Here is a 25,655-nt window from a genome sequence, read left to right as displayed (position 1 = left end):
ATGGATAATAGTCCTTCAGTCTGGCTGACTACCCTTGCCAGTGGAAGCAGTGGGAATTCAAGCCTTATTGGAGACTCAGAAGGAAATAACATTCTTGTAGACTGTGGTATCAGTTGCAAGAGGATAATTGAGAGTGCAAGTGAACTATCGGTTTTACCTGAGCAAATAAAAGGAATTTTTGTTACTCACGAGCATACAGACCACATAAGCGGACTTATGATGCTTATTAAGAAGTATAAGATACCTGTATTTGCAAGCCTCGGTACCCTTTCAGAAATAACGAGATGTAAGGGATTTGACAGCAGTTATAAGAAGTTAATGTATAAGGTTGAGCCAAACAGGCCTTTCCGCTTTAATGATTTTATGGTGAATGGTTTTAATATCCCTCACGATGCGGCAGAACCTTTGGGCTTTACCTTTGAAAAGTATGACGTTAAGCTCTCTGTATGTACGGACTTCGGTATGATAACCGATGAAATTAAAGAGGGGTTAAGCGGCTCTAATGCAATGGTTATTGAAGCAAATCACGATGAGAGAATGCTTGAGGCAGGAAGGTATCCTTTTAGGCTAAAAAGAAGAATACTTGGGGACGAGGGACATATCTCAAATGAGAATTCAGGTAAGCTTATAGCCGAGCTCTGGAATGAGGAGGTCAAGCAGATTTTTCTAGGCCACCTTAGTGATGAGAATAATATGCCGGAACTTGCACTTGAGACAGTAAGGTGTGAGCTTTTGATGGAGCATAAGGATTTTGAGTCTTTTACCAAGCTGATAGTAGCAAACCGTAATGCTTTGTCTGATAGAGTTATAATTAAGGCAGAAGAAATTGCGGGTAATAAGAGTGCATAGGGTACAACCAGGTGTCTTATGATTTTGACACCTATACAATTTTAATATTATATATGGGTAGTTCCCAAGAAGGAGAAGTTATGAAAAGAGCGGTAATTACAGCAGTAGGAAAGGACAGTGTGGGAAAGCTGGCTGAAATATGCAATTTCCTTGCGGAAAAACAAATCAATATACTTGACGTTTCACAGACTCTTGTAGGTGGATTTTTCAACCTTATGATTATAGTTGATGTAACCGGATTTGATGATGATTTTGCTTCTGTATCGGACGGATTTATGAAGCTTGGTGAGGAATGCGGACTTAAGGCAAATATTCAGCGCGAAGAGATCTTTGCCAACATGCATCGTATCTAGTAGTGTTAAGAGTACAAACATCACATTTAACCATAGGTTGATTAGGAGGAAGTAATGATTACTATTGGAGAGGTATTTGAGACAAATGAAATGATATGGAATGAGCATCTTGATGTACGTACCATAACACTTGGAATTAGCCTCTTAGACTGTATTACAGATGATTTAGATAAGTTAAATGAAAATATCTATAAGAAGATTACCGAGACCGCAAAGGACTTGGTAAAAACAGGTGATGAGATAGGCAAGGAATTCGGTATTCCTATTGTGAACAAGAGAATATCAGTTACGCCTATTGCTATAGTTGGCAATTCTGCCTGCAAAACAGAGGAGGACTTCGTATCTATTGCTAAGACTCTTGACAGGGCAGCAGAGGTAACAGGGGTTAACTTTATAGGTGGTTATTCTGCCCTTGTATGTAAAGGAAGCACTCCTGCCGATAATCTCTTAATCAGGTCTATTCCTAAGGCTCTTAAAGAAACAGAGCATATCTGTAGTTCTGTAAACTTAGGTTCTACCCGTACAGGCATCAATATGGATGCTGTAAAGCTAATGGGTGAAATCATCAAAGAGGCAGCAGAGCTTACCAAGGACAGAGACTCAATTGGCTGTGCTAAGCTCGTTGTTTTCTGCAATGCACCGGACGACAATCCTTTTATGGCAGGAGCTTTCCACGGAGTTACAGAAGCAGATAAGATTATCAATGTCGGAGTAAGCGGTCCCGGTGTGGTGAGAGCTGTACTTAAACACTCTGAAGGGGATGATTTTGGCACTCTTTGTGAGAAGATTAAGAGGACAGCTTTTAAGATAACGAGAATAGGACAGCTTGTAGCGCTTGAGGCTGAGAAAAGGCTAGGCATTCCTTTTGGAATAGTAGACCTGTCTCTTGCCCCTACGCCTGCTATAGGCGACTCTATTGCAGATATTTTCCGTGAAATGGGACTTGAACACGCAGGAGCTCCCGGTACTACTGCTGCACTTGCGCTTCTTAATGACCAGGTTAAGAAGGGCGGAGTTATGGCTTCTTCCTATGTAGGAGGCCTTAGCGGAGCCTTTATTCCTGTGAGTGAAGATCAGGGGATGATAAATGCTGTGCTTGATGGGGCACTGACCATCGAAAAGCTCGAGGCGATGACCTGTGTATGCTCAGTGGGACTTGATATGATAGCGATTCCAGGCAATACTTCATCTGCGACCATTTCAGGTATTATTGCCGATGAGATGGCTATAGGTATGATAAATCAAAAAACCACAGCAGTAAGGCTTATACCTGTAGTTGGCAAGGATGTTGGTGAACAGGCTGAATTTGGAGGGCTTTTAGGCTATGCCCCTATTATGCCTGTAAATGGATTTTCATGTGAAAAATTTATCAATAGAGGTGGCAGAATCCCTGCTCCTATACATAGTTTTAAGAATTAATCCTTGAAAATGATATACAAAATTCTCAGTATTGAGTAAACTAAAGGTTGGGTTATCTATGGAAACAACGATGTGGAGTGAATTTTTGGCACCTTACAGACTTGCGGTGGATGAGCTGGTTGTAAAACTAAATCATATAACCGAGGAGTATAGGGCAATGGGAATGTATTCTCCCATTGAACAGGTAGTAGGAAGAGTGAAAAGGATTTCAAGCATAATTGAAAAGGCACAGAAAAAAGGAATTCCACTCTATGATATAGAAAACAGAATTGAAGATATTGCCGGTATTAGAATTATCTGTCAGTTTGAAGATGATATCGCCAATGTTATCAAAATGATAAAAAGCCGTTCAGATTTACAAATACATGAGGAAAAAGATTATATAAGCAATCAGAAAAGCAGTGGTTACAGAAGCTATCATTTAATTGCTACTTATGATGTAGAAACCCTGACAGGGAAAAAGACTGTTAAGGTTGAGATACAGGTTAGAACTTTAGCTATGAATTTTTGGGCTATTATAGAGCATTCGCTTCAGTATAAGTACAAAGGAAATATGCCTGAAACTGTGTCTAAGAGGCTTAAAAATGCGGCCGCCGCTATAGTTCAGCTGGATACTGAAATGTCTGCAATAAGAAATGAAATTGTGGACGCCCAGAATTCATTTAGAATCAAGGCTGGGATTGTATCCCAGATACTAAATAATATTCAAAATCTCTATAAGGTTGCCAATGACAGGGAGGTAGCCAAGATTCAAAAAGAGTTTTATGATATTTATGCAAAAGATGACCTGAATACCCTCATTAAATTTAGCAAGGAGTTAGACAATATATCAGAGGGTTATAGAAGCCAAAGCCTGCCTGAAAGGAATTTGTAGTATAGATGATTAATTTACCTGAAAGCTTTTTAAGCAAAATTAAAAACCTGCTTGGTGAGGATTATGATAATTTCCTTGAAAGTTATAATAAAAGTCCTTTACAGGGCCTAAGACTAAACAGAATTAAGGTCTCTCCTGATGAATGGGAGGGACTTTCTGTGGTTAAGATGGATAAGATTCCCTGGATAGACAATGGTTATTATTTTGATGCTAATGTATTTGCCGCAACCAGGCATCCTTATTATTATGCGGGGCTTTATTACATACAGGAGCCATCTGCTCAGACCCCCGCCAATGTACTTAATGTAAATCCTGGTGACAGGGTCTTAGACCTTTGTGCCGCTCCGGGTGGCAAAAGTACGGAACTTGCAGCCAAGTTAGATGGAAAGGGTGTGCTCGTTTCAAATGACATATCTGCAACAAGGGCAAAGGCTCTGCTTAAAAACTTAGGAGTGTTCGGTATTAAGAATGCACTTATTACCAGCGAAACACCGAAGAACCTGAGCAATGTATTTAAGAGTTACTTTAATAAAATCTTAGTAGATGCACCTTGCTCAGGTGAGGGAATGTTTAGAAAAGAGCCTGCCATTATAAAGAACTGGGAACAGTATGGCACAGGTTATTACAATGATTTACAAAAGGACATCTTACCTAATGCAGTAAATATGCTTGCTGATGATGGATATCTCCTTTATTCGACCTGTACATTTTCTCCTGATGAAAATGAGGGGACAATAGACTATATATTAACTATGTTTCCTGAACTTGAAGTAGTGCCAATTAATGAAGGGTATGAAGGCTTTGATAACGGACATCCTGAATGGATAGGCTCTGAAAGAGATGAGATTAAGGGAGCTGTCCGTATCTGGCCTCACAGGATGGATGGAGAGGGGCATTTTCTCTGCCTCCTTCATAAGAAGATGAGTAGTTTCCCGCAGTATTTTGACACTCATGTCAAGAATATTAAACTCACGAAGGAGGAAGAAGTCTTCCTAAAGAGTTGGGGACTAAAGGATGATGAACTTACCAGGCTTGAGCTTCATGGAGATAAGCTCTACCTCATTCCTGAAGGTCTGCCTGATGTATCCGGGCTTAGAATCCTTAGGAATGGGCTTTATGTAGGTGATAGAAAAAAAGGCAGGTTTGAGCCAAGTGAGCCTTTTGCTATGTCTAGAACTAAGGCTGAATCTAAGTATTTTCTTGATTTGGGCGTGGATGATGAGAGAGTAATTAAGTACCTAAAGTGCGAAACCATAGAGGTTACCAAAGATGAACTTGTAAAGAACGGACTTGATAAGGCAAAAAAAGGGGAATTTATTCTGATAGGGATAAATGGCTTTCCTTTGGGATTTGGAAAGTTATCCGGAACTACAGTAAAGAATAAATACTTTGCAGGCTGGAGGATGATGTAACCAATGTCAAAAACTATAAGACTTGATAAATACCTCTCTGATATGACTTCTGAAACCAGAAGCAAGGTGAAGGAGTATATAAGGAAAGGTAGAATAACAGTTAATACAGTCATTGTTAAAAGTCCTGATACAAAGGTGAACACAGATAATGATGAAGTTTGTTTGGATGGTAAGCCTGTGGGATATGTAGAATATTATTACTATATGATGAACAAGCCGCAGGGAGTGATTACCTCTACCGAAAAGGGTAAAACCAAGACTGTTATGGATGTTTTTAAGGAAAATGGTATAGATTGTCCAAGATTTGCTGAACTTTCACCTGTAGGCAGACTTGATAAGGATACAGAAGGGCTGTTGCTTATCACCAATGACGGAGAGCTTAATCACAGGCTGTTATCGCCTAAAAACCATGTAGATAAGGTATATTTTGCTGAGCTTAAATATCCTGTTAAAGACTCAGATATAACTGCTTTTAGGGAAGGCTTGGATTTGGGAGATTTTATAAGTAAGCCTGCAGAAATTGAAATATGTGATAATGATAATAGGTTTACAGCGAGGGTTACAATATCTGAAGGTAAGTTTCACCAGATAAAAAGGATGTTTGAGGCTGTCGATAATGAGGTTATCTACCTTAAAAGGCTTCAAATGGGTAGTCTTGTACTTGATGAGAATCTTGAACTTGGAGAAGTAAGGGAACTGACTGAGGATGAAATAGATGAGCTTTGTGATTAGGGTATATCACTGTACAATTGGAGCAAGGATTTATGAAAAAATATAATAAGTTTGAAAAAGGATATCTAACCTTTAGAAAGCGTAAACTGTTTTTGAATGTAGCCCTAAATGTGTTAGTGGCAGTTGTTATTTTTATAGTTGGACTATTTCTCAATAAAATGCAGGCAAAAAATATATTTTCTGTGCTTGCCTTATTGTTTGTACTTCCTGTAGGGAGGAGTCTTGCTACATTTTTCATTCTTGTGCCGTATAAAGAAATGAAAGATAACGATTTGTTAAAAGCAGAAGAAAGCATTGAGGGAAAGGGAATTTTGTTGTATTCTCCTGTATTTACTTCATCTGAAAATGTAATGCACTTTGACCTTATAGCAGTGTTCAAGGGTAGGGTTTTAGCTTATAAGGTGAAAGATGGAACTACAGCTCGTAATGAATATGATTTCAAGAAAAGGGTAGATACAGCCAAGGCTTATATAGATAAACATCTTAAAAATCAGGGCAGGGGCGATAATTTAGTTGTTTTTGATGATATGGAGAAGTTTATCAAAGCATTTCCTGAAAAAAAGGCATCGGAAACAGATATGGATGAGATTAAAAGTTTTACTGAGAGTATGAAATACTTTATAGTGTGATAAAAAGGTAACTAATAATGATATTACTTAAAATAAAGCATATAGAAGCAGGTGGGAGACTTGATAAGTATCTTATGAAGTTCTTAAAGGAGGCTCCTGCGAGCTTCATATATAAGATGTTAAGGAAGAAGAACATAGTGCTTAACGGCAAGAAAGCTGCTGGAAGTGAATTCTTAAAGGAAGATGATGAAATTAAGCTTTTCCTCTCGGATGAGACTGTGGTTAAGTTTGGAGGGAAAGTTACTATTTCACAGGCTGCTGATAGGGAATATGTGGCAACTGCAGAGGATGAGGTCGAGGTTCAGGCAGACAATTCTTTGTATGACAGCTTAAAGAATCTGAAGTGGGAATTTGACGAGCCACAGGTCATTTATGAAGATAGAGATATTATTATACTTAATAAGCCTGTAAATGTGCTTTCTCAGATAGCTAGGACAGGCGATGTATCTATGAATGAGTGGCTTATAAGCTATCTAATCAAATCAGGAAGTCTAAGTGCAAATGACCTTATTACTGTTAAGCCTGCTGTAGCAAATAGGCTTGATAGAAATACAAGTGGAATAATTCTTGCCGGAAAGACCCTTTCAGGACTTAGGTTTCTTTCTGATATAATTAAAACAAGAAAGATAGAAAAGTACTATCTCACCATTGTTAAGGGGGAGATGAAAGAAAATATTATAGCCGAAGCCTATCTTCTTAAAAATGACAGCCACAATACTGTTAGAATATATAAAGACAAGGTGCAAGGTGCGGATTATATAAAGACAGCCTATGAAGTTCTAAAGGTCAGCTTGGGTCACAGCCTGTTAAGGGTGAAGCTTATTACCGGTAAAAGCCATCAGATTAGAGCGCATCTATCATTCCTTGGTTATCCGGTGATAGGAGATGGCAAGTACGGACTTAAATCAGAGAATACAATCTATAGAAGAATGGGACTTAATAGTCAGTTTTTACATTCCCATGAAATTAAGTTTCCTGATGTTGACGGAGATTTTTCATATCTAAGCGGTAAGAGCTTTAAGGCCGATTTACCTGAGAGACTGAAGCGGGTTGCTGATAAGCTGGATTTTAATTTATAGGACTGTACTCTAGGTAATGATTAGCCATATGTAAGTAAATAATTATTATAAACTCTATAATTATTGATCATTAAAATAATTTAGCGAACTAAATTTGTAAAGTGGTAGAGCGTTATAGTTTTTGAATATATATATAGTAAAAGCTATTGAAACTTAAGTGCGAGATGGTTTTAGTAATTATACGAGATTATTTCAAAGTAATTTATAAATGAATGTAGTTTTAGCTTTATAGTGAAAAGGAGAAAGTATGCCATCTTGGAATTCAAGAGGTCTTAGAGGCTCTTTACTTGAGACTCTTATAAATATGACCAATGATAAATACAGAGAACAGGGACTTGCTCTAGTTCAAAAGGTTCCAACCCCGATTACCCCTGTAAATATAAATGATAAAGGACAGATTACCCTCGCTTACTTTGACAGCAAGAGTACTGTGGATTATATTGGAATTGTACAGGGAATTCCTGTCTGCTTTGATGCGAAAGAATGTAATAAGACTACCTTCCCGCTTCAAAATATTCATGAGCATCAAGTTAAATTCATGGAGGACTTTGAGGCGCAGGATGGGATAGCCTTTATGGTTATTTATTTTTCTGATACTGATGAATACTACTACGCACCATTTAAGGAAATTAAGAAATATTGGGACAGGGCTATAAATGGAGGTAGAAAGAGTATCAAAAGAGAAGAGTTTTCTGAAGGATATTACTTAGATGTGACAGGGAAGACGACAGTGCCTTATCTTGAAGGACTTGAAAAGGACCTAGAGAGCAGGAGTGGGGGCTGAAAAAATATTTTAAAAACCTATTGACATATTATTTTCAATAATGTATACTTGTCTTCGTTGTCAAGCAACACATATTTGTATGGCCTGTTGGTCAAGGGGTTAAGACGCTGCCCTCTCACGGCAGAAACAGGGGTTCGATTCCCCTACAGGCTATTATTTTTTTTAGGAAGTGAACCGTTAGAGGTTCGCTTTTTTTATGCAATAAAGGAGAATTATGAGTAAAAGAGAAAGCTATGAAAAAAAGGCTGAAGCACTTATTTTACCAATTATAGCCAAGAATAATTATGAGTTGGTTGATGTCGAGTTTGTAAGGGAGGGCTCCAATTGGTTTCTTAGGGCCTATGTTGACAAAGAAGGCGGATTTTCAGTGAATGACTGTGAAAAGGTAAGCCGTGAATTTTCTGACCTTTTAGATAAGGAAGACTTCATTGAGGAATCCTACATACTTGAAATCAGTTCTCCAGGGCTTGGAAGACCTCTTAAGAAGGATAAGGATTTTGAGAGGAGTCTTGGGGAAGAAGTAGAGGTAAAGCTATACAAAGCACTGGAAGGGCAGAAGGAGTTTTCAGGAACCTTAGAGGCTTATGATGCGGATACAGTAACGCTGGGCTTTGAAGATAACACAAAAGCAACATTCGAAAGAAAAAACATAGCCTTAATAAGGCTAGCAATTGATTTCTGATAAAGTTAAACGGAGGTAATTACAAAATGAGAAAAAAAGAACAGCCGGATAGCGGTATGGAACTGATAGCAGCTCTAGACCAGCTTGAAAAAACAAATGACATAAGCAAGGAAGTAATACTTGAAGCTGTTGAGAATTCACTTCTTGTTGCCTGCAAGGATGAATTTGGTAAGAACGATAATGTAAAGGTTACTATTGACAGAGATAACGGAAAAGTATCAGTTCTTGCAGAGAAAACGGTTGTCCAGACTGTCGAGGATCCTATCTCCCAGATTAGTCTTGATGAGGCAAAGGCTACATTCCCTAATGCTATTGAGGGCCAGATAGTAAATGTAGTAATAACTCCTAAAAACTTTGGAAGAATTGCAGCCCAAAAGGCTAAACAGGTTGTAGTGCAAAAAATAAGGGAAGAGGAACGAAAAGTACTCTATAATCAGTATTTTGCCAAAGAACATGATATAGTTACAGGTATAGTACAGAGATATACAGGCAATAATATTAGTATAAATCTTGGAAAGGTTGATGCACTTCTTTCTGAGGCTGAACAGGTTAAGACAGAGAGATTCAGGTCAACAGAGAGAATTAAACTCTATGTTGTAGAGGTTAAGGATACTTCCAAAGGACCTAGGATAACGGTATCAAGGACACATCCTGATTTGGTTAAGAGGCTTTTTGAATCAGAGGTTACAGAGATTAAGGATGGAACAGTTGAGATAAAAAGTATTTCAAGAGAACCGGGCTCAAGAACTAAAATAGCGGTTTACTCCAACAACCCTGAAGTAGACGCGGTAGGAGCCTGTGTAGGTGTAAATCGTTCCAGAGTTGAGGCTGTGGTCGATGAGCTAAGAGGTGAAAAGATAGATATAGTTGTATGGAGTGAGGATCCAAGAGTATTTATTATGAATGCACTTTCTCCTGCAAGAGCAATATCCGTAGAAGCAAATCCTGAGGAAAAGACAGCTAAGGTTGTTGTGGCAGACTCACAACTCTCGCTTGCAATAGGAAAAGAAGGACAAAACGCAAGACTCGCGGCAAGGCTTACCGGATATAAGATTGATATAAAGAGTGAATCACAGATATTATCCGAATAAAGAGGTAGAGGATGAATAATCCACAGAGAACTTGTATAGCATGCAAAAGCGTTAAAGATAAAAAGGAACTGATTAGGATAGTGAGGACAAAAGAGGGAGAGATAGAGTTAGATCCTACAGGCAGGAAAAATGGCAGAGGTGCTTATATATGCAAGGATTCAGATTGCTTTGAGACTCTGAAAAAATCCAAAGGGCTGGATCGTTCCTTCAAGTCACAAGTATCAATCGATGTATATGACAGACTTATAGAAGAATTACAGTCATTATAGGAAGGTGAATATGGATAAGGTATTATCTTACTTAGGACTTGCTAGAAAGGCAGGAAAGCTGGCAGTTGGTGAATTCCTTACTGAAAATGCTATTTATTCAAAGAAGGCGGTTCTGGTAATAGTTGCTGAAGATGCATCAGACAATACTAAGAAAAAGTTCACTGATAGATGTAATCACCACAAGGTAGAGCTTAGATTTTACAAGACCAAGGCTGAACTTGGCAATGCTACGGGCTCTGCACTGAAGGCCTCAATGGCTGTACTTGATGAAGGATTTGCAAAAGCTATCTTAAACATATTGAATTAGCTATTAAATGGGAAAGGCGATAAAATGTCTAAAATGAAAGTAAGTGAGTTGTCTGCTGAAATAAATAAGAAGAGTAAGGAAATTGTTGATTTCCTTAAAGCAAATGGTTATGACAATGTCAAGAACATGAACAGCGTTCTTAGTGATGAAGAGGAGAAAGCTGCACGTATGGAGTTTGCTCCTGAAACTATTAAGAAGGAGAAGCCTAAAGCAAAGGCAGAGCCTAAGCCAAAGAAAGTAAAGGCAGCTCCTGTAGAGAAGCAGATAGAGCAGACTTTTGACGGAAGGTCTCCTGAAGTTCGTGAGGCTGCTGAAAGAAAGGCTAAGAAAGCTTCTGTTGAATCTGAAGCTAAGAAGGCTGCCGGCAAAGAAGAAGCGGCTCCTAAGCCAAAGAAAGCAAAGGAAGCTCCTGCAAAAGAAGCTGAGACTACCAGTGCCTCTTCAGTTGAGACTGTAGCCGTAGAAAAAGAAACTAAGGCTAAGGAAACAAAGTCCAAGGAGACAAAGGCAAAGGAACATAAAAAAGAAACTAAAGAGCCTAGGGATTCTGAAGCTAAAGAGGCAGAGAGCGCTAAGACTCCTGAAACTCGTAGTCTTACACCTGAAGAGGCAGCTATTGAATTTGCCAGAAAGAAAGCAAGCCAGGCAGCTGCACTATCTCCAAAGGGTGGTGCACAGTCTTCAGGAAACAAGTCTCAGAAGTTTGGCGACAGAAAAAGAGGTGATAAGCCCCAGGGCTCAAGAGACGCTTCAAAGGACGGAAATAGAGATAACCGTCAGAGACAGGGAGATGGTCAGAATAGAAATGGTGAAGGCTTTAGAGGAAATAGAAATTCTGACAGACCACAGTCAGGTAGAGGTGATAAGCCATTTAATAAAGACGTAAATTCTTCAAATGAAAAAAGAACTCCTGCAGGTGGTTCACGTACAGGAGGTAATGCCGGTGCAAGAGGGCCACAGGCAAGAGGTGGACAGGGTAGAAATCAGAGCAGTGCAGGCGGAGAAGAGCGCATTGTAACAAAGACAGGCAATCGTGACAGAGAGCGTGAGAGAGAGCGCGAGAAGGCTAAGGAGAGAGAGCGTGCAGAGAAGAACCTTGGCAAGCGCTTTGACAAGAATAAAGCTCTCTCAAGTATTGATGATGACGACAACGTAGCACACAGAAAGAAGAAAGACCCTAACAGAAAGGGTGCATTTATCAAGCCTGAAGTTGTAGCTAAGCCTGCTGAGGAGGATACAATCAAGAATATCATTATTCCTGATACCTTGACTATTAAGGAACTTGCAGATAAGATGAAGGTTCAGCCTTCAGCTATCATTAAGAAACTCTTCTTACAGGGCAAGATGTATACCGTAACTCAGGACATCACCTTTGAAGAAGCTGAAGAAATAGCTTTAGAATATAACATCATTTGTGAACTTGAGGAGCCTGTTGACCTTGTAGCTGAGCTTCTTAAGGAAGATGAAGAAGATGAGTCACTTATGATTAAGCGCCCTCCTGTTGTATGTGTAATGGGACATGTTGACCATGGTAAGACTTCCCTTCTTGATGCAATCCGTTCTACAAATGTAACCAGCCGCGAGGCAGGCGGTATTACACAGAGCATTGGTGCTTCAGTGGTTAATATCAACGGTAGAAAGATTACCTTCCTTGATACACCGGGGCATGAGGCATTTACAGCTATGCGTATGCGTGGTGCAAAGTCTACAGATATAGCTATCCTTGTTGTAGCTGCAGATGACGGTGTGATGCCACAGACAGTTGAGGCGATTAATCACGCTAGAGCTGCCGGTATTGAAATAATAGTTGCAATCAACAAAATAGATAAGCCAAGTGCAAATGTAGATAAGGTAAAGCAGGAGCTTACTGAGTATGAACTCATTCCTGAGGATTGGGGTGGCTCTACCATATTCGTACCTGTTTCAGCACATTCCAAAGAAGGTATTGAACAGCTTCTTGAAATGGTGCTCTTAACTGCAGATGTTGCTGAGTACAAGGCTAATCCTAATAGAAGTGCAAGAGGTATAGTTATTGAAGCAAGCCTTGATAAAGGTAGAGGACCTGTTGCTACTGTTCTTGTGCAAAAGGGTACCTTACATGTAGGTGATTCTATATCTATAGGTTCATCCTTTGGTAAGGTTAGGGCTATGCTCGATGATAAGGGAAATAATGTAACTGAGGCTGGTCCATCTATCCCTGTTGAGATTTTGGGACTTAACGGAGTACCAAACTCAGGCGATACCATGCTTAGCTTTAAGGACGATAAGGAAGCCAGGGCTGCTTCTGAGACATTTATAGCACAGGACAAGGCAAGGCTTATAGACGAGAGTAGGAAGAAGCTTTCTCTTGACGGTCTCTTTGATCAGATTAAGGCTGGTACAGTTAAGGAGCTTAATGTTATTATTAAGGCTGATGTACAGGGTTCTGTTGAGGCAATCAGACAGAGTCTTGTTAAGCTTAACAATGATGAAGTAGCTATAAGAATCATACACGGTGCAGTTGGTGCTATCAATGAGTCTGATATTTCTCTTGCAAGTGCTTCAAATGCAATTGTAATAGGATTTAACGTAAGAATGGATGCTGTTGCTAAGGATACAGCAGACAGGGAGAAGGTAGATGTAAGGTTCTACAAGGTTATTTACAATATTATTTCTGACGTTGAGTCTGCGATGAAGGGTATGCTTGAGCCTATTTATGAAGAAAAGGTTATAGGACATGCAGAAATCAGACAGGTATTTAAGGCTTCAGGTATCGGTAATATAGCAGGTTCATTCGTACTTGACGGTAAGATAATAAGAGGCTGTAAGGCTAGAATTACAAGAGATAAGGACCTTATATTTGACGGAAATCTTGCTTCTCTTAAGAGATTTAAGGATGATGTCAAAGAAGTAAATGCAGGATATGAATGTGGTCTTGTATTTGAAAAATTCAATGATGTTAAAGAGGAAGATAAGGTTGAGCTTTATCAGATGGTAGAAGTACCAAGGAGTTAAAATGCGTAAAAACAGTATTAAGAATGTCAGAATAAATTCCGAGGTTCAGAGAGCTTTGGGTGAACTTATCCGTATGGGAGTTAAAGACCCAAGGGTAAGCTCACTCACCTCAGTTACAGACGTGGAAGTAGCCCCTGACCTTAAAACAGCCAAGGTATTTGTAAGCGTACTTGGAGACGAGAAAAAGCAAAAAGATACCTTGGAAGGACTTAAAAGTGCAATGCCATACCTTAGAAGTCAGCTTGCAAAAAGTATTAATTTGAGGAATACACCTGAACTTAGGTTCCAGCTGGATACTTCGATTGAGTATGGAATGCACATGTCTGCACTAATCGATCAGGTAAAACCTAAGAATGAAGATAATGTTGATGACTCTGATGATGAAGAGGTATAGATATACCTTAGAGGGGGAGGCACGATGTTTGTAGGAAATTATGATCTGATACATATTTTAGAGCTTGTAAAGGATGCAGAGACAATTGCAATTGCAGGTCATGTCAATCCTGATGGAGACTGCATCGGCTCTACGCTTGCAATGTATAATTATCTTAAACATACAGGTAAGGCAATTGATGTATATCTTGAACCTATTGGACGTGAGTTTAAGGAACTTCCCGGTTCTGACGTTATTAAAAATAAGGCAGAGAACAAGGTATACGATGTGTTCTTTATGATGGACTTAGGGGATACTGAGAGGATTGGTGTTGCGTCTAAGTTATTTGAGACAGCAAAGAATACTATCTGTATAGATCATCATATAACAAGCAAGGGAGTAGCTGATGAGAACTTTATTTTCCCATCACTTAGCTCTACCTGCGAATTGGTTTTTGAGATGATGGATGTGGAGCTTATTAGTAAGGATGTGGCAGCCTGCCTGTATACGGGGATAATTCATGATACAGGTGTATTTCATCACAACTGTACATCAAAGCGTACAATGGAAATTGCGGGTGAGCTTATGGCTAAAGGCATAGACTTTGGACATATTATTGACCATAATTTCTATTCAAGAACATTCAAGCAGAATCAGGTACTTGGAAGATGCCTGATGGAGAGCCTTATATTGTGGGATGGAGCTGGTATAGTATCCTACGTTACTCAAAAAGAGCTTGATTTTTATATGGTTGGCAATAATGACCTTGGAGGCATCATTGACCAGCTAAGACTTACGGAAGGCGTTAAGGTAGCTATATTTATCCATGAAAAGGAACCTCATACATATAAGGTAAGTATGAGGACTACTGTGCCTGATATTGATGTCAGCAATGTTGCCGCATTTTTCGGTGGAGGTGGTCATAAAATGGCTGCAGGCTGTACTATTTCTAGTGGAAAAGTACATGATGTAATCAATAATATTACAAAGCAACTGCAATTTCAGTTACTTGAAAAGGGTTATATTTAATGCTAAATGGAATTATAAATGTATATAAAGAAGTAGGATTTACTTCAAGAGATGCAGTATCTAAGTTAACAGGAATTCTTAGGCAGCGCAAAATCGGTCATACAGGGACACTTGATCCCGCAGCCGAAGGTGTGCTGCCTATGTGCATAGGCAAGGCAACTAAACTATGTGAGTTACTGACTGACCATAAAAAGCAGTACATAGCTGTAATAAAGTTTGGAATAGCTACAGATACAGAGGATGTTACAGGGGAAATTATTGAAGAAACGAGCTTTTCTGATGACTGGTACGAGGAAAAACTGACTGAGGATAATCTCTCTATGGTAATATCAGGGTTTGTAGGCAAGCAGCTTCAGACGCCGCCTATGTATTCTGCAAAGAGGGTAGGAGGAAAACGCCTCTATGAGCTTGCCAGGGAAGGTAAGGTAATAGAGCGTAAACCTTGTGAAATAACTATTTACGATATCGAAATTAAAAATATAGACCTCCCTAACAGAGAAGCTACAATTGTAGTTGATTGTTCAAAGGGAACTTACATTAGGACCTTATGTAAGGATATAGGTAATGAATTGGGCTGTAAGGCAGCAATGAAAAGCCTATTAAGAACAAAAACAGGAGAATTTTGCCTTGAGAACAGCTATAAGCTGGGTGATATAGAGAAACTGGTTAAAGAGAACAGAATATCAGAAATCATCATTCCTATTGAGGATGTATTCAAGAATCTAAGAAGAGTTGATGTGGGCGGATATGCCTCAGTATTGCTTGAAAATGGGGGTATCATAAGGGCTGAAGCGATTAGTCCAGACTTTCACTCATTGCAGCCTCAGGACGGTGAAAAATTCAGGATGTATAACGATAAGGGAGAATTTAAGGCTGTTTACAGCTATAATGGGGATGTAGAAGGATTTAAAATAGATAAGATGTTTTAAGGTGGGAGATATGGAGTATATAAAGGGTAGTGACTTTAAGTTACATAATACTGTGGTTACACTGGGTAAATTTGATGGTTTACACTTAGGTCATAAAGAACTTATTGATATTGTGTTAAGTACAAATGGTCTTACAAAGGTTCTATTCACTTTTGATGTGAACCCTCTTAGCATACTCTCTGATAAAGAATTTAAGGTAATAGAAACCGGTGCTGAGAGAATAAATTTGATGAAAGATTCAGGCTTTGATTATATGATAGATTATCCTTTTACTAAGGAAACTATCAATACAGAAGCAGATGATTTCATAAAAACAATTATTCATGACAAATTAGATGCCAAGATGCTTGTTGTAGGAACGGATTTCAGATTTGGTAAAGACAGGCTTGGTGATGTAAACCTTCTTGAAAAAAGAAGTAAAGATTATGGCTATGTATTAAAGGTTATAGAAAAAAAGAAAATGTACGGCGAGGTTATTTCAAGTACCCGAATACGAAGTCTAATAAAAAAAGGTGATATAAGGTTGGCAAACGAGCTTCTTGGAAGAGAGTTCTCATTTTCAGGTGAAATTATTCACGGAAATCATCTGGGACATACAGTAGGCATGCCAACAATCAATATTAAGCCTGAGTCTGATAAACTACTGCCTCCATTTGGAGTATATGTGTCTGACACAGAGCTGGACTATAAGGTCTATAGAGGCATAACCAATATAGGAGTTAAGCCTACAGTGGGAAAAGATAATGCAGCTGGTGTAGAAACCTGGCTTTTCGGTCTTGACAGGGACGTTTATGGCCATTTCGCCAAGGTAAAGCTTTTAGACTATATCAGACCTGAGATGAAGTTTAACTCACTTGAAGACGTAAAAAAACAGGTTAATATAGACGCTATAAAGGCAAGGGAGTACAAGGCTTAACAGGAGGTGTTATGGTTTTAGAAGAGAGCATTACAGCCATAAAGGGAATAGGTGCAAAGACTGCCATCCTTCTTAATAAGCTAGGTATATTTACCAAAGGAGATATATTAAAGTATTTCCCAAGAAATTATGATAAATACGATAAAATAATACCAATAAGCATGGTAAAAAGCGGAATGACAGCTATAATATCTGCTATGCCTGTATCATGTCCTATGTTGAAGCAGATGGGTAAGAAGAGTATCTTAATCTGTGAGGTAAGTGATGGCAGTGGAAAAATCGAACTGAACTGGTTTAATATGCCTTTTATGAAGTCAAAACTTCAAAAGGGTGTACATATGATATTCAGAGGAAGGGTAGTAAGAAAAGGTAAGTTTATTAACATAGTTCAGCCTGAAATACTCACTGAAGCAGAATACAGAAGAAAGACTGAGGTGCTTCAACCTATTTATCATTTAACCAAGGGAGTTACCAGCAATCTCCTTAGAAAGTCATTAAAAGAAGTTCTTGCAGAAGTAACTTCAAGTATAGATTATTTACCAAAGAATATTAGAGATGAGAATTCTCTAATTTCACTAAAAGATGCCTTGCAGGAAATACATTTTCCCAAATCCTACAATACTTTAGTAGATGCAAGAAGAAGACTGGTATTTGATGAATTCTTTCTATTTGCACTTTCAATAGATAGATTGAAGCTTGGGAGAGAAAAAACACCATCGCCTTATATTGTAAATGATGATTCTACAGTGGTAGACTTTGTTTCTTCACTGTCATTTTCTTTGACAAACGCTCAGCAGAAAGTCTGGGAAGAGGTTAAGGCTGATATCATGTCAGGCAAAAGAATGAATAGGCTTGTACAGGGAGATGTGGGTTCCGGCAAGACTGTTATAGCAATGCTTTCCTGCCTATTAATGGCAAAAAACGGCTATCAGGCAAGTGTAATGGTGCCAACTGAAGTGCTTGCCAGGCAGCATTACGAGAGTTTTTCTACAGCACTGGAAAAATATGGAGTAAGTGTTGTACTTCTAACAGGTTCGGTTAAGGGCAGAGAAAGAAAAGAAACATTATCTAAAATAGAAAAGCACGAAGCAGATATTATTATAGGTACCCATGCACTCATTCAGGAAAAGGTGGTTTATGATAAATTAGCCTTGGTAATCACAGATGAGCAGCACCGCTTTGGTGTAAAACAAAGAGAAAGACTCACGGACAAGGGCGATGAGCCTCATACTATGGTCATGAGTGCTACACCAATTCCAAGAACCCTTGCAGTAATACTTTATGGAGATCTTGATATTTCAATCGTTAATGAGCTTCCTGCCGACAGGCTTCCTATAAAAAACTGTGTAGTTGATGAGGATTATAGGATGACAGCTTATAAGTTCATTTTAGATGAGGTAAAGAAAGGCCATCAGGCATACATTATTTGTCCGATGATTGAGAAGTCTGAGGACAATGATGAGCTTTCAGATGTAATAAGCTATACGGAAGAGTTGGTTGCATTGATTGGAAATAAGGCGAGGATTAGATACCTCCATGGCAAGATGAAGAATGAAGAAAAAAATCAAATCATGGATGAATTCGCTGCTTGTAGAATAGATGTGTTGGTCTCTACTACAGTTGTAGAAGTTGGTGTGAACGTGCCTAATGCAACTGTAATGATGATTGAAAATGCTGACCGTTTTGGACTTGCTTCTCTTCATCAGTTAAGAGGTAGAATAGGGAGAGGAGGAGCTCAATCTTATTGCATTTTTATGTCTGGAAATACCTCCAAGGAGGCTATGGAAAGGCTTAATATACTAAATACCTCCAACGATGGATTTAAGATAGCAGAAGAAGATATGAAGCTAAGAGGCCCGGGAGATGTATTTGGCATAAGACAGAGCGGCGAAATGGCATTTAACATAGGAGACATCATAGGTGATGCAGATATTTTAAAACTAACTTCAGAAACTGTAAAATGCATGAGTGACAAAACCAAAAATGAATGTTATGATAGAGGGAGAAAATTTTACTCCAGAGGATATGGCTATGGAGAAGATGTTATGACTCTTTAGATGATTTGGTTAGATAGGGGAAGTATATGTACACAAACGCAGGACAGGTCTTTGATATAGCAAAGGCTAACTATAGAAGTCTTGTTGGTTTCTGCAATAAGCTTGAAAGTGAAGGCTACTTTATTCAGGCAGAAAAGATTCTCCACAAGACTATTTTTCAGACACTTGATTTGTATATACAGTCGCTTTTAATCAATATTGCGATATATGGAGGCAAGCTTGGAGAGGATGAGGTAAAGTTCATTGTATCTCTACCTGACAGTAAGCAATATGATATTTCTGATGTAGAGGACATTAGCGGGGAAATAATCAGACAGGCTGAGGCTGTAGTTAAAGCTCCACCAATTATAATGCAGCTTTGCTCACTACGCGATAGAGAAAAGAACTCCAATATGTCAAGTGCGTACATGGATATGGTATTAAATATCATTGTCGCAATGTCGTATTTGAATTCAAACAGAGATGAGTATTTGCCACAGTTTATAGTTGATTATTACAACTCGGTTCACGCTTTTATTTTCTTTTCAGACAGAGCTGAGCGGATAAATGACAGATATCTCTTCCGTAAGGCATCGGGAGATATTTCAATGCCCGGAGAGAGCTTTAAGTATAATGATTCAGTAAAGAATGAAATAAAAAGCAATGAGGATGATAAGAATAAAGAGACTGATGAGATAGTGCCAATACTAAAAGAAGCAGTAGCAAATGAAGAACCTATTGCGGATGATGAACTTCCAAATGTAGCTGTAGTTGAGCCTATTCCGTTTAAGGAAGAAGATAAAAAGAAGCGTCTTGACGAGCTTGTATCTGAGCTTGAAGAATTGGTTGGATTAGAAGATGTGAAAAAAGAGGTTCATTCATTAATAAATCTAATCAATATCAGACAGCTTAGGAAGAAAAAAGGGCTTCCTTCCCCTGATATGTCTTACCATATGGTATTTACAGGGAGTCCGGGTACAGGAAAGACAACAGTAGCAAGACTTATAGCAGGCATATACAAGGAACTCGGTGTACTTTCAAAGGGAGGTCTTGTGGAGGTTGACCGTTCAGGCCTTGTCGCAGGCTATGTTGGACAGACTGCACTTAAGGTTAATGAAGTAGTAACTAAGGCCTTAGGCGGTGTATTATTTATAGATGAGGCTTATTCTCTTTCATCTCCGGGTGCTGCAAATGACTTTGGTTCTGAAGCTATTGATACTCTCGTAAAGCTTATGGAGGATCATAGAGATGACCTTGTTGTTATTGTTGCCGGTTATACCAAAGAAATGGAAGCTTTTCTCAAGGCGAATACAGGACTGATATCCAGATTTAATAAGTTCATTGAGTTTAAGGACTATAATGAGGATGAGCTGCTTGCAATCATGTATTCTATGGCTGAAAAAATGGAAATGAGGCTTGAAGAGGATGCAATGGAAAAACTGAGGACATATCTTGCTTCAATGGATGAACAGGGTAAAAGAATCTTTGGTAATGCAAGAGGCATACGAAATATCTTTGAGAAAATGCTTGTAGGACAGGCAAATAGATTGTCTCATCTGTTTGAGCCGTCTGTTGAAGATTTGTCAGTCATAAAGGCAGAGGATTTTGAAATAGAAAGATAGAAAAGGTAGGGAATATGAGAGTTATTGCGGGAATTGCCAGGAGCGTGCCCCTTATTACGCCTAAAGGTCTTGAAACGAGACCGACTTCGGACCAAATAAAGGAAACCTTGTTTAATATGCTTCAAGGCTATATTGAGGGCTCAAATTTCCTTGATTTATATGCAGGAAGTGGACAGATAGGTATAGAGGCGCTAAGCCGTGGTGCGGAGTTTGCAGCATTTGTTGAGAAGTCGGATGAGGCAGTTAAGTGCATCAAGGCAAATGTTGATAAGACAAAATTTGCCGACAAATCTATGATTCTTAAACTCGAAGTTCTATCAGGCATAAGAGCGCTTGAACTTGAAAAGAAGCGTTTTGACATTGTTTTTGTAGATCCTCCGTATAATCAGGGATTAGAACAAGGCATCTTGACTGCACTTGTTGGTTCGGCTATACTTGAAGATGAGGTTATAATTATAGTTGAGGCAAGTAAGAACACAGATTTTTCATTCGTGGATTATCTGGGACTCAAGATAGTTAAAGATAAAATATATAAAAACAACAGACATTTGTTTTTAAGAAAAAAATAAATTTGGAGAGTAAGTTATGGCAGACAATAAAATAGTTAAAATGATAGATGAGATGTCCGATTTTGTTGACAGTCACAATGCAGGTCCTTTATCAAGGGATAAAATTAAGATTTCTAAGGATGAGCTCCTTAATTACATTGACAATTTAAGGCAGACATTGCCAAATGAACTTGAAGAAGCTTATAAAATAACAAAGGCTAAAAATGAAATATTAAAGGCTGCTTCCAACAAAGCTGCCCAAATTGAAGAAGAAGCAAGGAATCAGCTTCAGGAGCTTGTAAAAGAAGATTCCGTTGTTGTTGCTGCAGATAAAGAAGCCGAAAGAATACTTGAACAGGCTGATGAAGATGCAGATGCTATAATTAAAGAGGCCGAAGAGATGGCTACACAGATTAAAATAGGTGCACTTTCTTATGCAGAGGAAATGTTAGGGGCAGTTGAAAAAATGGTGTCTCATAATCTTAAGATGACTATAGATAGTTCAAACAGCGTAATTGACACCTTAAAGAGTAACTTAGAAATAGTTAAGAACAACAGAGATGAGTTAAATGCTCAGATTCTTGAAGCAAGAGAAGTAAATGGCTATAGCTCTGATGAAGACGATGCAAATGCTGATAGTGAAGCCAAAGAGGATAAATTCACTGTAAAAGTTGAGTCCGGAGACTTTGAAGAAGAGGACTCTGACGATGATGACAGAGTCCCTGATGAATATGACGAAGATGATGAGTTTGAAGAAGAGGATGAGGAGGAAGAACTCGTAGACCTCAGTGACAGATTCTCATTTAAGAGAAAAAATAAATAAAACTTTCAGAGGCTTCGTTATAGTTTTGTATACCGTAGTTCTTATATGAAATTTGATTATATAGAGCAGTCATAAATCTTGTTGTATTGAAGGTTTCTATGGCTGCTTTATTTTCCAGCTTATTTGCATCACCTATTCTGCTTATTAATTCAACACCTTCACTGTTTTTAACAGCCTTACCTACTTCATTTAAGATGATGGAAGATTCGCTTCTTAAGCCAAGAGGTCTTATGTAAGGACAAAAGTCGAAGGATTTATTTATTTCTATAAGCTCTTTCGTTATATTGCCAATGATATGGTACAAAACCCTGTCGATTCTGGAATAAGTATAATTTTTAGACCAAAGCGCAGCCGCAAAGTCATCGTAGGTAGTGACCTTGCCAAATAAGTTATATATTCTTCCTGCCATATCTTCAGTTACATCGCTGTAACTCATTAAAGTTTGTATTGCAGCCTTCTTATCATTCATATAGATAATGCTTCCAAGCTTGTAAAATAAGACATCAGAAAAATCATTGTTCTTTATATAATTTCCTTTAGGATTAAGTATATCTTTAGTAGAGTCAGGAATATATCTGCCACTTATTTTTCCGGAGTTGGTCCTTAAATCTTCCCTTATAGCTTTTGCAGATGCAAATAAGGAGTTATCTTCAGGCACGATTGAAGCATCATGAAAGACCTCGGCTCTTTTTATTGCAACTGGTGTAATTGCTGAATTAAGCCTTAGAAGCTTGCTCAGATAGGCTATTGCAAGTATATTGTTTGAAGTCTTAAGCAAATCAGCCTCTTTTTCATGCCCGGTGTTTCTAAGGTAGGCTTCTCTTGCTTCAGGATAGGTTAGTCCCTTTGACATGAGTTTAACAATGTCATTATTATGTTCTTTTTCAACAAGGAATTTACTACAGTTTATCAGTTCATCTATATTCTCATTCTCAGCTCCGAAAGAGAGAAAATCAACAATTCCAAGCTTGTGTGCAAGAGCAACTGAACCGTCTGCAAAGGTCTCAGCGCTGCCTGTTGACACGGTAACAGGAAGTTCGAATACGGCATCTGCCCCTGATGAAATTGCAGACTTTGCCCTCAGATACCTGTCAATTATAGCTGGTTCACCTCTTTGAACAAAGTTACCACTCATAAGGATAATTATATAGTCAGCTCCTGTTCTTCTTTTTGTCTCTGCGATATGGTGGGCATGACCATTGTGAAAAGGGTTATATTCCGCAATTATAGCGCCTACTTTACGATTATTTATCATAAGTCTCCTGATTATTTGTATTTTTTTACAATCATTCTAATATATTTATATTTTTTTCTCAACTGTCCTTGTATGTTTTTCATAAAGGGTTTATAATAGAATGTGGGAAAAAATTATTTAATTCATAGAATTTTACTATAAACAGTTTTTCCAATGAAAATAAAAGTATTAATTTTTACAAAATTTGAAAGGAGCATAAAGTCATGTCGTTTATTGATCAAATCAAAGCTAAGGCAAAATCATCTAAGAAGGTCATAGTTCTTCCTGAGAGTGAGGATATGAGAACATTAGAGGCTGCTGATACAGTACTTAAGGAAGGCATTGCCGACCTCGTACTTCTTGGAAAGGAAGAGAAGATATTAGAAGATGCTAAAAAAGGCGGATTTGATGTTACCGGTGCTAAGATTGTAGATCCTGAAAATAGTGATAAATTAGATTCTTATGTAGCAGCTCTCGTTGAACTTAGAAAAAGCAAGGGTATGACAGAGGAAGAGGCTAGAAAGATACTTACTACCAGCAATACTTATTATGGTGTTATGATGATTAAGATGAAGGATGCCGACGGACTGGTTTCAGGTGCCTGCCATTCTACAGCTGATACACTGAGACCTAGCCTCCAGATACTTAAGACAAAGCCAGGCACTAAGCTTGTTTCTTCATTTTTCATAGTAGAAGTTCCTAACTGTGACATGGGAGAGAAGGGAACCTTTGTATTCTCTGACTGTGGTCTTAATCAGAATCCAAATGCGGAAGAACTTGCTGCCATTGCTAAATCCTCAGCAGAGTCATTTAGAACACTGGTAGAAGCAGAGCCAAAAGTAGCTATGCTTTCATACTCAACCATGGGTTCAGCAAAACACGATGATGTGACCAAGGTACAGGAGGCTACTAAGATAGCTAAGGCTGAGAATCCGGGACTTGCCCTTGATGGTGAATTACAGCTTGATGCGGCCCTTGTTACATCGGTGGGTAAGTTTAAGGCTCCGGGCAGTACTGTAGCAGGTCATGCCAATACACTTATCTTCCCTAACCTTGATGCGGGCAATATCGGATACAAATTAGTTCAGCGTCTTGCAAAGGCTGAGGCTTATGGTCCTCTTACACAGGGAATTGCAGGTCCTGTAAATGATCTTTCAAGAGGATGTTCAGCAAGTGATATAGTTGGTGTAGTTGCAATTACAGCAGTTCAGGCTCAGATGTAATCTTTGGTTATAGCTTATGGCTAACGACAAAAGCAAATAGTTAGAAATGAATCGGGATTATAATATATAAACCTGGTTTATATATATGATACAGGTGTAAAAGTACTTGACATCTTAATCTAAAAACAAAAAACAAAAAAAGGGGTATGTTTATGAAAATTTTAGTTATCAATTGTGGAAGCTCTTCTCTTAAGTATCAGTTCATTGATATGGAAACAGAGGAAGTTATTTCAAAGGGACTCTGTGAGAGAATAGGTATCAACGGCTCTCTTCTTACACATAAAGCTGTAGGAAAAGATGATTTTGTTCTTGAGCACGAAATGCCTAACCATACAGTAGCTGTTAAGCTTGTTATGGATGCACTCACAGATAAAGACCATGGCGTGATTTCTGATGTTTCAGAGATAGCTGCAATTGGTCACAGAGTACTTCACGCAGGTACAGTTTACAGCGATCCTGTAATAGTTACTGAAGATGTTAAGAAGGTTATAAGAGACTGTTTCGACCTTGGACCACTTCACAATCCTGCTAACCTTATGGGTATCGAAGCCTGTGAAGAGGCTATGCCAGGTACTCCTAATGTAGCCGTATTTGATACAGGTTTTGGTATGGTTATGCCTGCTAAGGCTCATATGTATGCAATTCCTTATGAGTACTATGAGAAATACTCTATCCGTCGTTACGGCTTCCACGGAACAAGCCACAAATATGTATCTGCTGAAACCATAAGATTTGGTGAGCTACCTGAGGGACATAGAAAGGTTATAGTTTGCCACCTTGGAAACGGTTCATCAATTTCAGCTTCTATTGACGGTAAGTGTGTTGATACCTCTATGGGACTTACACCGCTTGAAGGTCTTATTATGGGAACAAGATCAGGTGATATAGATCCTGCAGTTATTCAGTTTATTGCAAATCACGAGAATAAGAGCATTGACGAAATCCTCAACCTCCTCAACAAAAAGTCCGGTGTACTTGGACTTTCAGGGGTATCAAGTGACTTCAGAGACCTTGACAAGGCTGCTGCTGAGGGCAATGAAAGAGCAAAACTTGCAAACGATGCTTTTAAGTATAGAGTAATTAAGTATATCGGTGCATACGCCGCTGCGATGAACGGTGTAGATGCCATAGCATTTACTGCTGGAGTAGGTGAGAATAGCTCCACTACCAGAAAAGATATCTGTGAAAACCTTGAGTATCTTGGTATCAAGATTGATGATGCTGCCAATAAGGAAAGAGGTAAGAACATGCTTATTTCTACTCCTGACAGCAAGGTTAAAGTATATGTAATTCCTACAAATGAGGAGCTTGCTATTGCAAAAGATACACTTGCTCTTGTAAAATAATACTTGACAAATCATTTAAATATCTGTACAATAATCAGGTATGAAAATTTATTGTTTATTCGAGGATTGTTATCTCTGTGATAAATCCTTTTGAATACAATG

Annotated in this window: 25 protein-coding genes and 1 tRNA gene; 25 read left to right on the top strand and 1 reads right to left on the bottom strand. The window is 38.6% G+C overall.

Features of this window, described 5'->3' with window-relative positions:
- The 23 genes from ACO6HM_RS04460 (at window position 1) to ACO6HM_RS04350 (ending at window position 21,750) form a co-directional block, all read left to right on the top strand.
- Window positions 1-849: an MBL fold metallo-hydrolase gene (locus ACO6HM_RS04460; RefSeq protein ID WP_485389960.1), complete on the top strand. Its 849-nt coding sequence runs from the start codon at window positions 1-3 to the stop codon at window positions 847-849.
- Between the two features lie 80 nt (window positions 850-929).
- Window positions 930-1,202 (top strand): ACT domain-containing protein, encoded by a 273-nt coding sequence (locus ACO6HM_RS04455; RefSeq protein WP_208428685.1) that lies wholly within the window; start codon window positions 930-932, stop codon window positions 1,200-1,202.
- A 54-nt stretch (window positions 1,203-1,256) separates the two neighbouring features.
- Entirely contained in the window at window positions 1,257-2,621 is a 1,365-nt protein-coding gene (locus ACO6HM_RS04450; RefSeq protein WP_485389959.1) for a DUF711 family protein, read from the top strand.
- A gap of 58 nt (window positions 2,622-2,679) precedes the next feature.
- Window positions 2,680-3,495: a GTP pyrophosphokinase gene (locus ACO6HM_RS04445; RefSeq protein WP_485389958.1), complete on the top strand. Its 816-nt coding sequence runs from the start codon at window positions 2,680-2,682 to the stop codon at window positions 3,493-3,495.
- A 5-nt stretch (window positions 3,496-3,500) separates the two neighbouring features.
- The gene (locus ACO6HM_RS04440; RefSeq protein WP_485389957.1) at window positions 3,501-4,907 is read left to right on the top strand and encodes an RsmB/NOP family class I SAM-dependent RNA methyltransferase; all 1,407 of its coding nucleotides are present in this window, start codon (window positions 3,501-3,503) and stop codon (window positions 4,905-4,907) included.
- A 3-nt stretch (window positions 4,908-4,910) separates the two neighbouring features.
- Window positions 4,911-5,639, top strand: coding sequence for a pseudouridine synthase (locus tag ACO6HM_RS04435; RefSeq protein WP_485389956.1), 729 nt, complete (start codon window positions 4,911-4,913; stop codon window positions 5,637-5,639).
- 32 nt (window positions 5,640-5,671) lie between these two features.
- Entirely contained in the window at window positions 5,672-6,268 is a 597-nt protein-coding gene (locus ACO6HM_RS04430) for a hypothetical protein (protein WP_485389955.1), read from the top strand.
- A 17-nt stretch (window positions 6,269-6,285) separates the two neighbouring features.
- Entirely contained in the window at window positions 6,286-7,347 is a 1,062-nt protein-coding gene (locus tag ACO6HM_RS04425) for an RluA family pseudouridine synthase (protein WP_485389954.1), read from the top strand.
- A 247-nt stretch (window positions 7,348-7,594) separates the two neighbouring features.
- Window positions 7,595-8,131: a Holliday junction resolvase RecU gene (locus tag ACO6HM_RS04420; RefSeq protein ID WP_485389953.1), complete on the top strand. Its 537-nt coding sequence runs from the start codon at window positions 7,595-7,597 to the stop codon at window positions 8,129-8,131.
- Between the two features lie 81 nt (window positions 8,132-8,212).
- A tRNA-Glu gene (locus ACO6HM_RS04415) sits at window positions 8,213-8,284 on the top strand.
- A 61-nt stretch (window positions 8,285-8,345) separates the two neighbouring features.
- Complete coding sequence (gene rimP / locus ACO6HM_RS04410; protein WP_485389952.1) at window positions 8,346-8,813, top strand: ribosome maturation factor RimP; 468 nt, start codon at window positions 8,346-8,348, stop codon at window positions 8,811-8,813.
- 26 nt (window positions 8,814-8,839) lie between these two features.
- Window positions 8,840-9,904 (top strand): transcription termination factor NusA, encoded by a 1,065-nt coding sequence (gene nusA, locus ACO6HM_RS04405; RefSeq protein ID WP_485389951.1) that lies wholly within the window; start codon window positions 8,840-8,842, stop codon window positions 9,902-9,904.
- Window positions 9,905-9,915: 11 nt separating this feature from the next.
- Entirely contained in the window at window positions 9,916-10,173 is a 258-nt protein-coding gene (gene rnpM, locus ACO6HM_RS04400) for an RNase P modulator RnpM (RefSeq protein WP_485389950.1), read from the top strand.
- Between the two features lie 10 nt (window positions 10,174-10,183).
- A complete protein-coding gene (locus tag ACO6HM_RS04395; RefSeq protein WP_236013703.1) occupies window positions 10,184-10,480 on the top strand; it encodes a L7Ae/L30e/S12e/Gadd45 family ribosomal protein in 297 nt (98 codons plus the stop codon).
- A 24-nt stretch (window positions 10,481-10,504) separates the two neighbouring features.
- Window positions 10,505-13,474, top strand: coding sequence for a translation initiation factor IF-2 (gene infB, locus ACO6HM_RS04390; RefSeq protein ID WP_485389949.1), 2,970 nt, complete (start codon window positions 10,505-10,507; stop codon window positions 13,472-13,474).
- A gap of 1 nt (window position 13,475) precedes the next feature.
- Window positions 13,476-13,868 carry a 30S ribosome-binding factor RbfA gene (gene rbfA / locus ACO6HM_RS04385; protein WP_208428697.1) on the top strand — a complete coding sequence of 131 codons (393 nt, stop codon included), beginning with the start codon at window positions 13,476-13,478 and terminating at the stop codon, window positions 13,866-13,868.
- Window positions 13,869-13,892: 24 nt separating this feature from the next.
- A complete protein-coding gene (locus ACO6HM_RS04380; RefSeq protein WP_485389948.1) occupies window positions 13,893-14,876 on the top strand; it encodes a DHH family phosphoesterase in 984 nt (327 codons plus the stop codon).
- Window positions 14,876-15,805, top strand: a complete 930-nt coding sequence (truB, locus tag ACO6HM_RS04375; RefSeq protein ID WP_485389947.1) for a tRNA pseudouridine(55) synthase TruB — start codon at window positions 14,876-14,878, stop codon at window positions 15,803-15,805. Before ACO6HM_RS04380 ends, truB begins: the two co-directional genes overlap by 1 nt.
- A 10-nt stretch (window positions 15,806-15,815) precedes the next feature.
- Window positions 15,816-16,721: a bifunctional riboflavin kinase/FAD synthetase gene (locus ACO6HM_RS04370; RefSeq protein WP_485389946.1), complete on the top strand. Its 906-nt coding sequence runs from the start codon at window positions 15,816-15,818 to the stop codon at window positions 16,719-16,721.
- 11 nt (window positions 16,722-16,732) lie between these two features.
- Entirely contained in the window at window positions 16,733-18,778 is a 2,046-nt protein-coding gene (gene recG, locus ACO6HM_RS04365; RefSeq protein ID WP_485389945.1) for an ATP-dependent DNA helicase RecG, read from the top strand.
- A 26-nt stretch (window positions 18,779-18,804) separates the two neighbouring features.
- Window positions 18,805-20,379, top strand: a complete 1,575-nt coding sequence (locus tag ACO6HM_RS04360) for an AAA family ATPase (RefSeq protein WP_485389944.1) — start codon at window positions 18,805-18,807, stop codon at window positions 20,377-20,379.
- Complete coding sequence (gene rsmD, locus ACO6HM_RS04355; protein WP_485390032.1) at window positions 20,376-20,948, top strand: 16S rRNA (guanine(966)-N(2))-methyltransferase RsmD; 573 nt, start codon at window positions 20,376-20,378, stop codon at window positions 20,946-20,948. Before ACO6HM_RS04360 ends, rsmD begins: the two co-directional genes overlap by 4 nt.
- A gap of 16 nt (window positions 20,949-20,964) precedes the next feature.
- Entirely contained in the window at window positions 20,965-21,750 is a 786-nt protein-coding gene (locus ACO6HM_RS04350) for a hypothetical protein (protein WP_485389943.1), read from the top strand.
- Here the strand turns inward: ACO6HM_RS04350 and ACO6HM_RS04345 are convergent.
- A complete protein-coding gene (locus ACO6HM_RS04345; RefSeq protein ID WP_485389942.1) occupies window positions 21,731-23,005 on the bottom strand; it encodes a tRNA(Met) cytidine acetate ligase in 1,275 nt (424 codons plus the stop codon). The genes ACO6HM_RS04350 and ACO6HM_RS04345 overlap by 20 nt on opposite strands.
- 203 nt (window positions 23,006-23,208) lie before the next feature.
- Here ACO6HM_RS04345 and pta point away from each other — a divergent pair, with 203 nt between their 5' ends.
- Window positions 23,209-24,207: a phosphate acetyltransferase gene (gene pta / locus ACO6HM_RS04340; protein ID WP_485389941.1), complete on the top strand. Its 999-nt coding sequence runs from the start codon at window positions 23,209-23,211 to the stop codon at window positions 24,205-24,207.
- Window positions 24,208-24,359: 152 nt separating this feature from the next.
- Window positions 24,360-25,553 carry an acetate/propionate family kinase gene (locus tag ACO6HM_RS04335; RefSeq protein WP_485389940.1) on the top strand — a complete coding sequence of 398 codons (1,194 nt, stop codon included), beginning with the start codon at window positions 24,360-24,362 and terminating at the stop codon, window positions 25,551-25,553.
- The last annotated feature ends 102 nt before the right edge of the window (window positions 25,554-25,655 follow it).

It is taken from the genome of Catonella sp., assembly GCF_057250765.1.
The sequence above is the reverse complement of the archived record's forward strand: the minus strand, read 5'-3'. Positions and strand labels throughout refer to the sequence as shown.

Excerpts from the sequence above, each read along its gene's own strand:
- ACO6HM_RS04440 (WP_485389957.1), top strand. The coding sequence starts at position 3,501 with ATGATTAATTTACCTGAAAGCTTTTTAAGCAAAATTAAAAACCTGCTT.
- ACO6HM_RS04395 (WP_236013703.1), top strand. The coding sequence starts at position 10,184 with ATGGATAAGGTATTATCTTACTTAGGACTTGCTAGAAAGGCAGGAAAG.
- recG (WP_485389945.1), top strand. The coding sequence starts at position 16,733 with ATGGTTTTAGAAGAGAGCATTACAGCCATAAAGGGAATAGGTGCAAAG.
- nusA (WP_485389951.1), top strand. The coding sequence starts at position 8,840 with ATGAGAAAAAAAGAACAGCCGGATAGCGGTATGGAACTGATAGCAGCT.
- ACO6HM_RS04335 (WP_485389940.1), top strand. The coding sequence starts at position 24,360 with ATGAAAATTTTAGTTATCAATTGTGGAAGCTCTTCTCTTAAGTATCAG.
- ACO6HM_RS04420 (WP_485389953.1), top strand. The coding sequence starts at position 7,595 with ATGCCATCTTGGAATTCAAGAGGTCTTAGAGGCTCTTTACTTGAGACT.
- ACO6HM_RS04360 (WP_485389944.1), top strand. The coding sequence starts at position 18,805 with ATGTACACAAACGCAGGACAGGTCTTTGATATAGCAAAGGCTAACTAT.
- infB (WP_485389949.1), top strand. The coding sequence starts at position 10,505 with ATGTCTAAAATGAAAGTAAGTGAGTTGTCTGCTGAAATAAATAAGAAG.
- ACO6HM_RS04350 (WP_485389943.1), top strand. The coding sequence starts at position 20,965 with ATGGCAGACAATAAAATAGTTAAAATGATAGATGAGATGTCCGATTTT.
- ACO6HM_RS04430 (WP_485389955.1), top strand. The coding sequence starts at position 5,672 with ATGAAAAAATATAATAAGTTTGAAAAAGGATATCTAACCTTTAGAAAG.
- rnpM (WP_485389950.1), top strand. The coding sequence starts at position 9,916 with ATGAATAATCCACAGAGAACTTGTATAGCATGCAAAAGCGTTAAAGAT.
- ACO6HM_RS04435 (WP_485389956.1), top strand. The coding sequence starts at position 4,911 with ATGTCAAAAACTATAAGACTTGATAAATACCTCTCTGATATGACTTCT.
- ACO6HM_RS04370 (WP_485389946.1), top strand. The coding sequence starts at position 15,816 with ATGGAGTATATAAAGGGTAGTGACTTTAAGTTACATAATACTGTGGTT.
- pta (WP_485389941.1), top strand. The coding sequence starts at position 23,209 with ATGTCGTTTATTGATCAAATCAAAGCTAAGGCAAAATCATCTAAGAAG.
- truB (WP_485389947.1), top strand. The coding sequence starts at position 14,876 with ATGCTAAATGGAATTATAAATGTATATAAAGAAGTAGGATTTACTTCA.
- ACO6HM_RS04425 (WP_485389954.1), top strand. The coding sequence starts at position 6,286 with ATGATATTACTTAAAATAAAGCATATAGAAGCAGGTGGGAGACTTGAT.
- rimP (WP_485389952.1), top strand. The coding sequence starts at position 8,346 with ATGAGTAAAAGAGAAAGCTATGAAAAAAAGGCTGAAGCACTTATTTTA.
- ACO6HM_RS04345 (WP_485389942.1), bottom strand. The coding sequence starts at position 23,005 with ATGATAAATAATCGTAAAGTAGGCGCTATAATTGCGGAATATAACCCT.
- ACO6HM_RS04455 (WP_208428685.1), top strand. The coding sequence starts at position 930 with ATGAAAAGAGCGGTAATTACAGCAGTAGGAAAGGACAGTGTGGGAAAG.
- ACO6HM_RS04460 (WP_485389960.1), top strand. The coding sequence starts at position 1 with ATGGATAATAGTCCTTCAGTCTGGCTGACTACCCTTGCCAGTGGAAGC.
- ACO6HM_RS04445 (WP_485389958.1), top strand. The coding sequence starts at position 2,680 with ATGGAAACAACGATGTGGAGTGAATTTTTGGCACCTTACAGACTTGCG.
- ACO6HM_RS04380 (WP_485389948.1), top strand. The coding sequence starts at position 13,893 with ATGTTTGTAGGAAATTATGATCTGATACATATTTTAGAGCTTGTAAAG.
- rbfA (WP_208428697.1), top strand. The coding sequence starts at position 13,476 with ATGCGTAAAAACAGTATTAAGAATGTCAGAATAAATTCCGAGGTTCAG.
- ACO6HM_RS04450 (WP_485389959.1), top strand. The coding sequence starts at position 1,257 with ATGATTACTATTGGAGAGGTATTTGAGACAAATGAAATGATATGGAAT.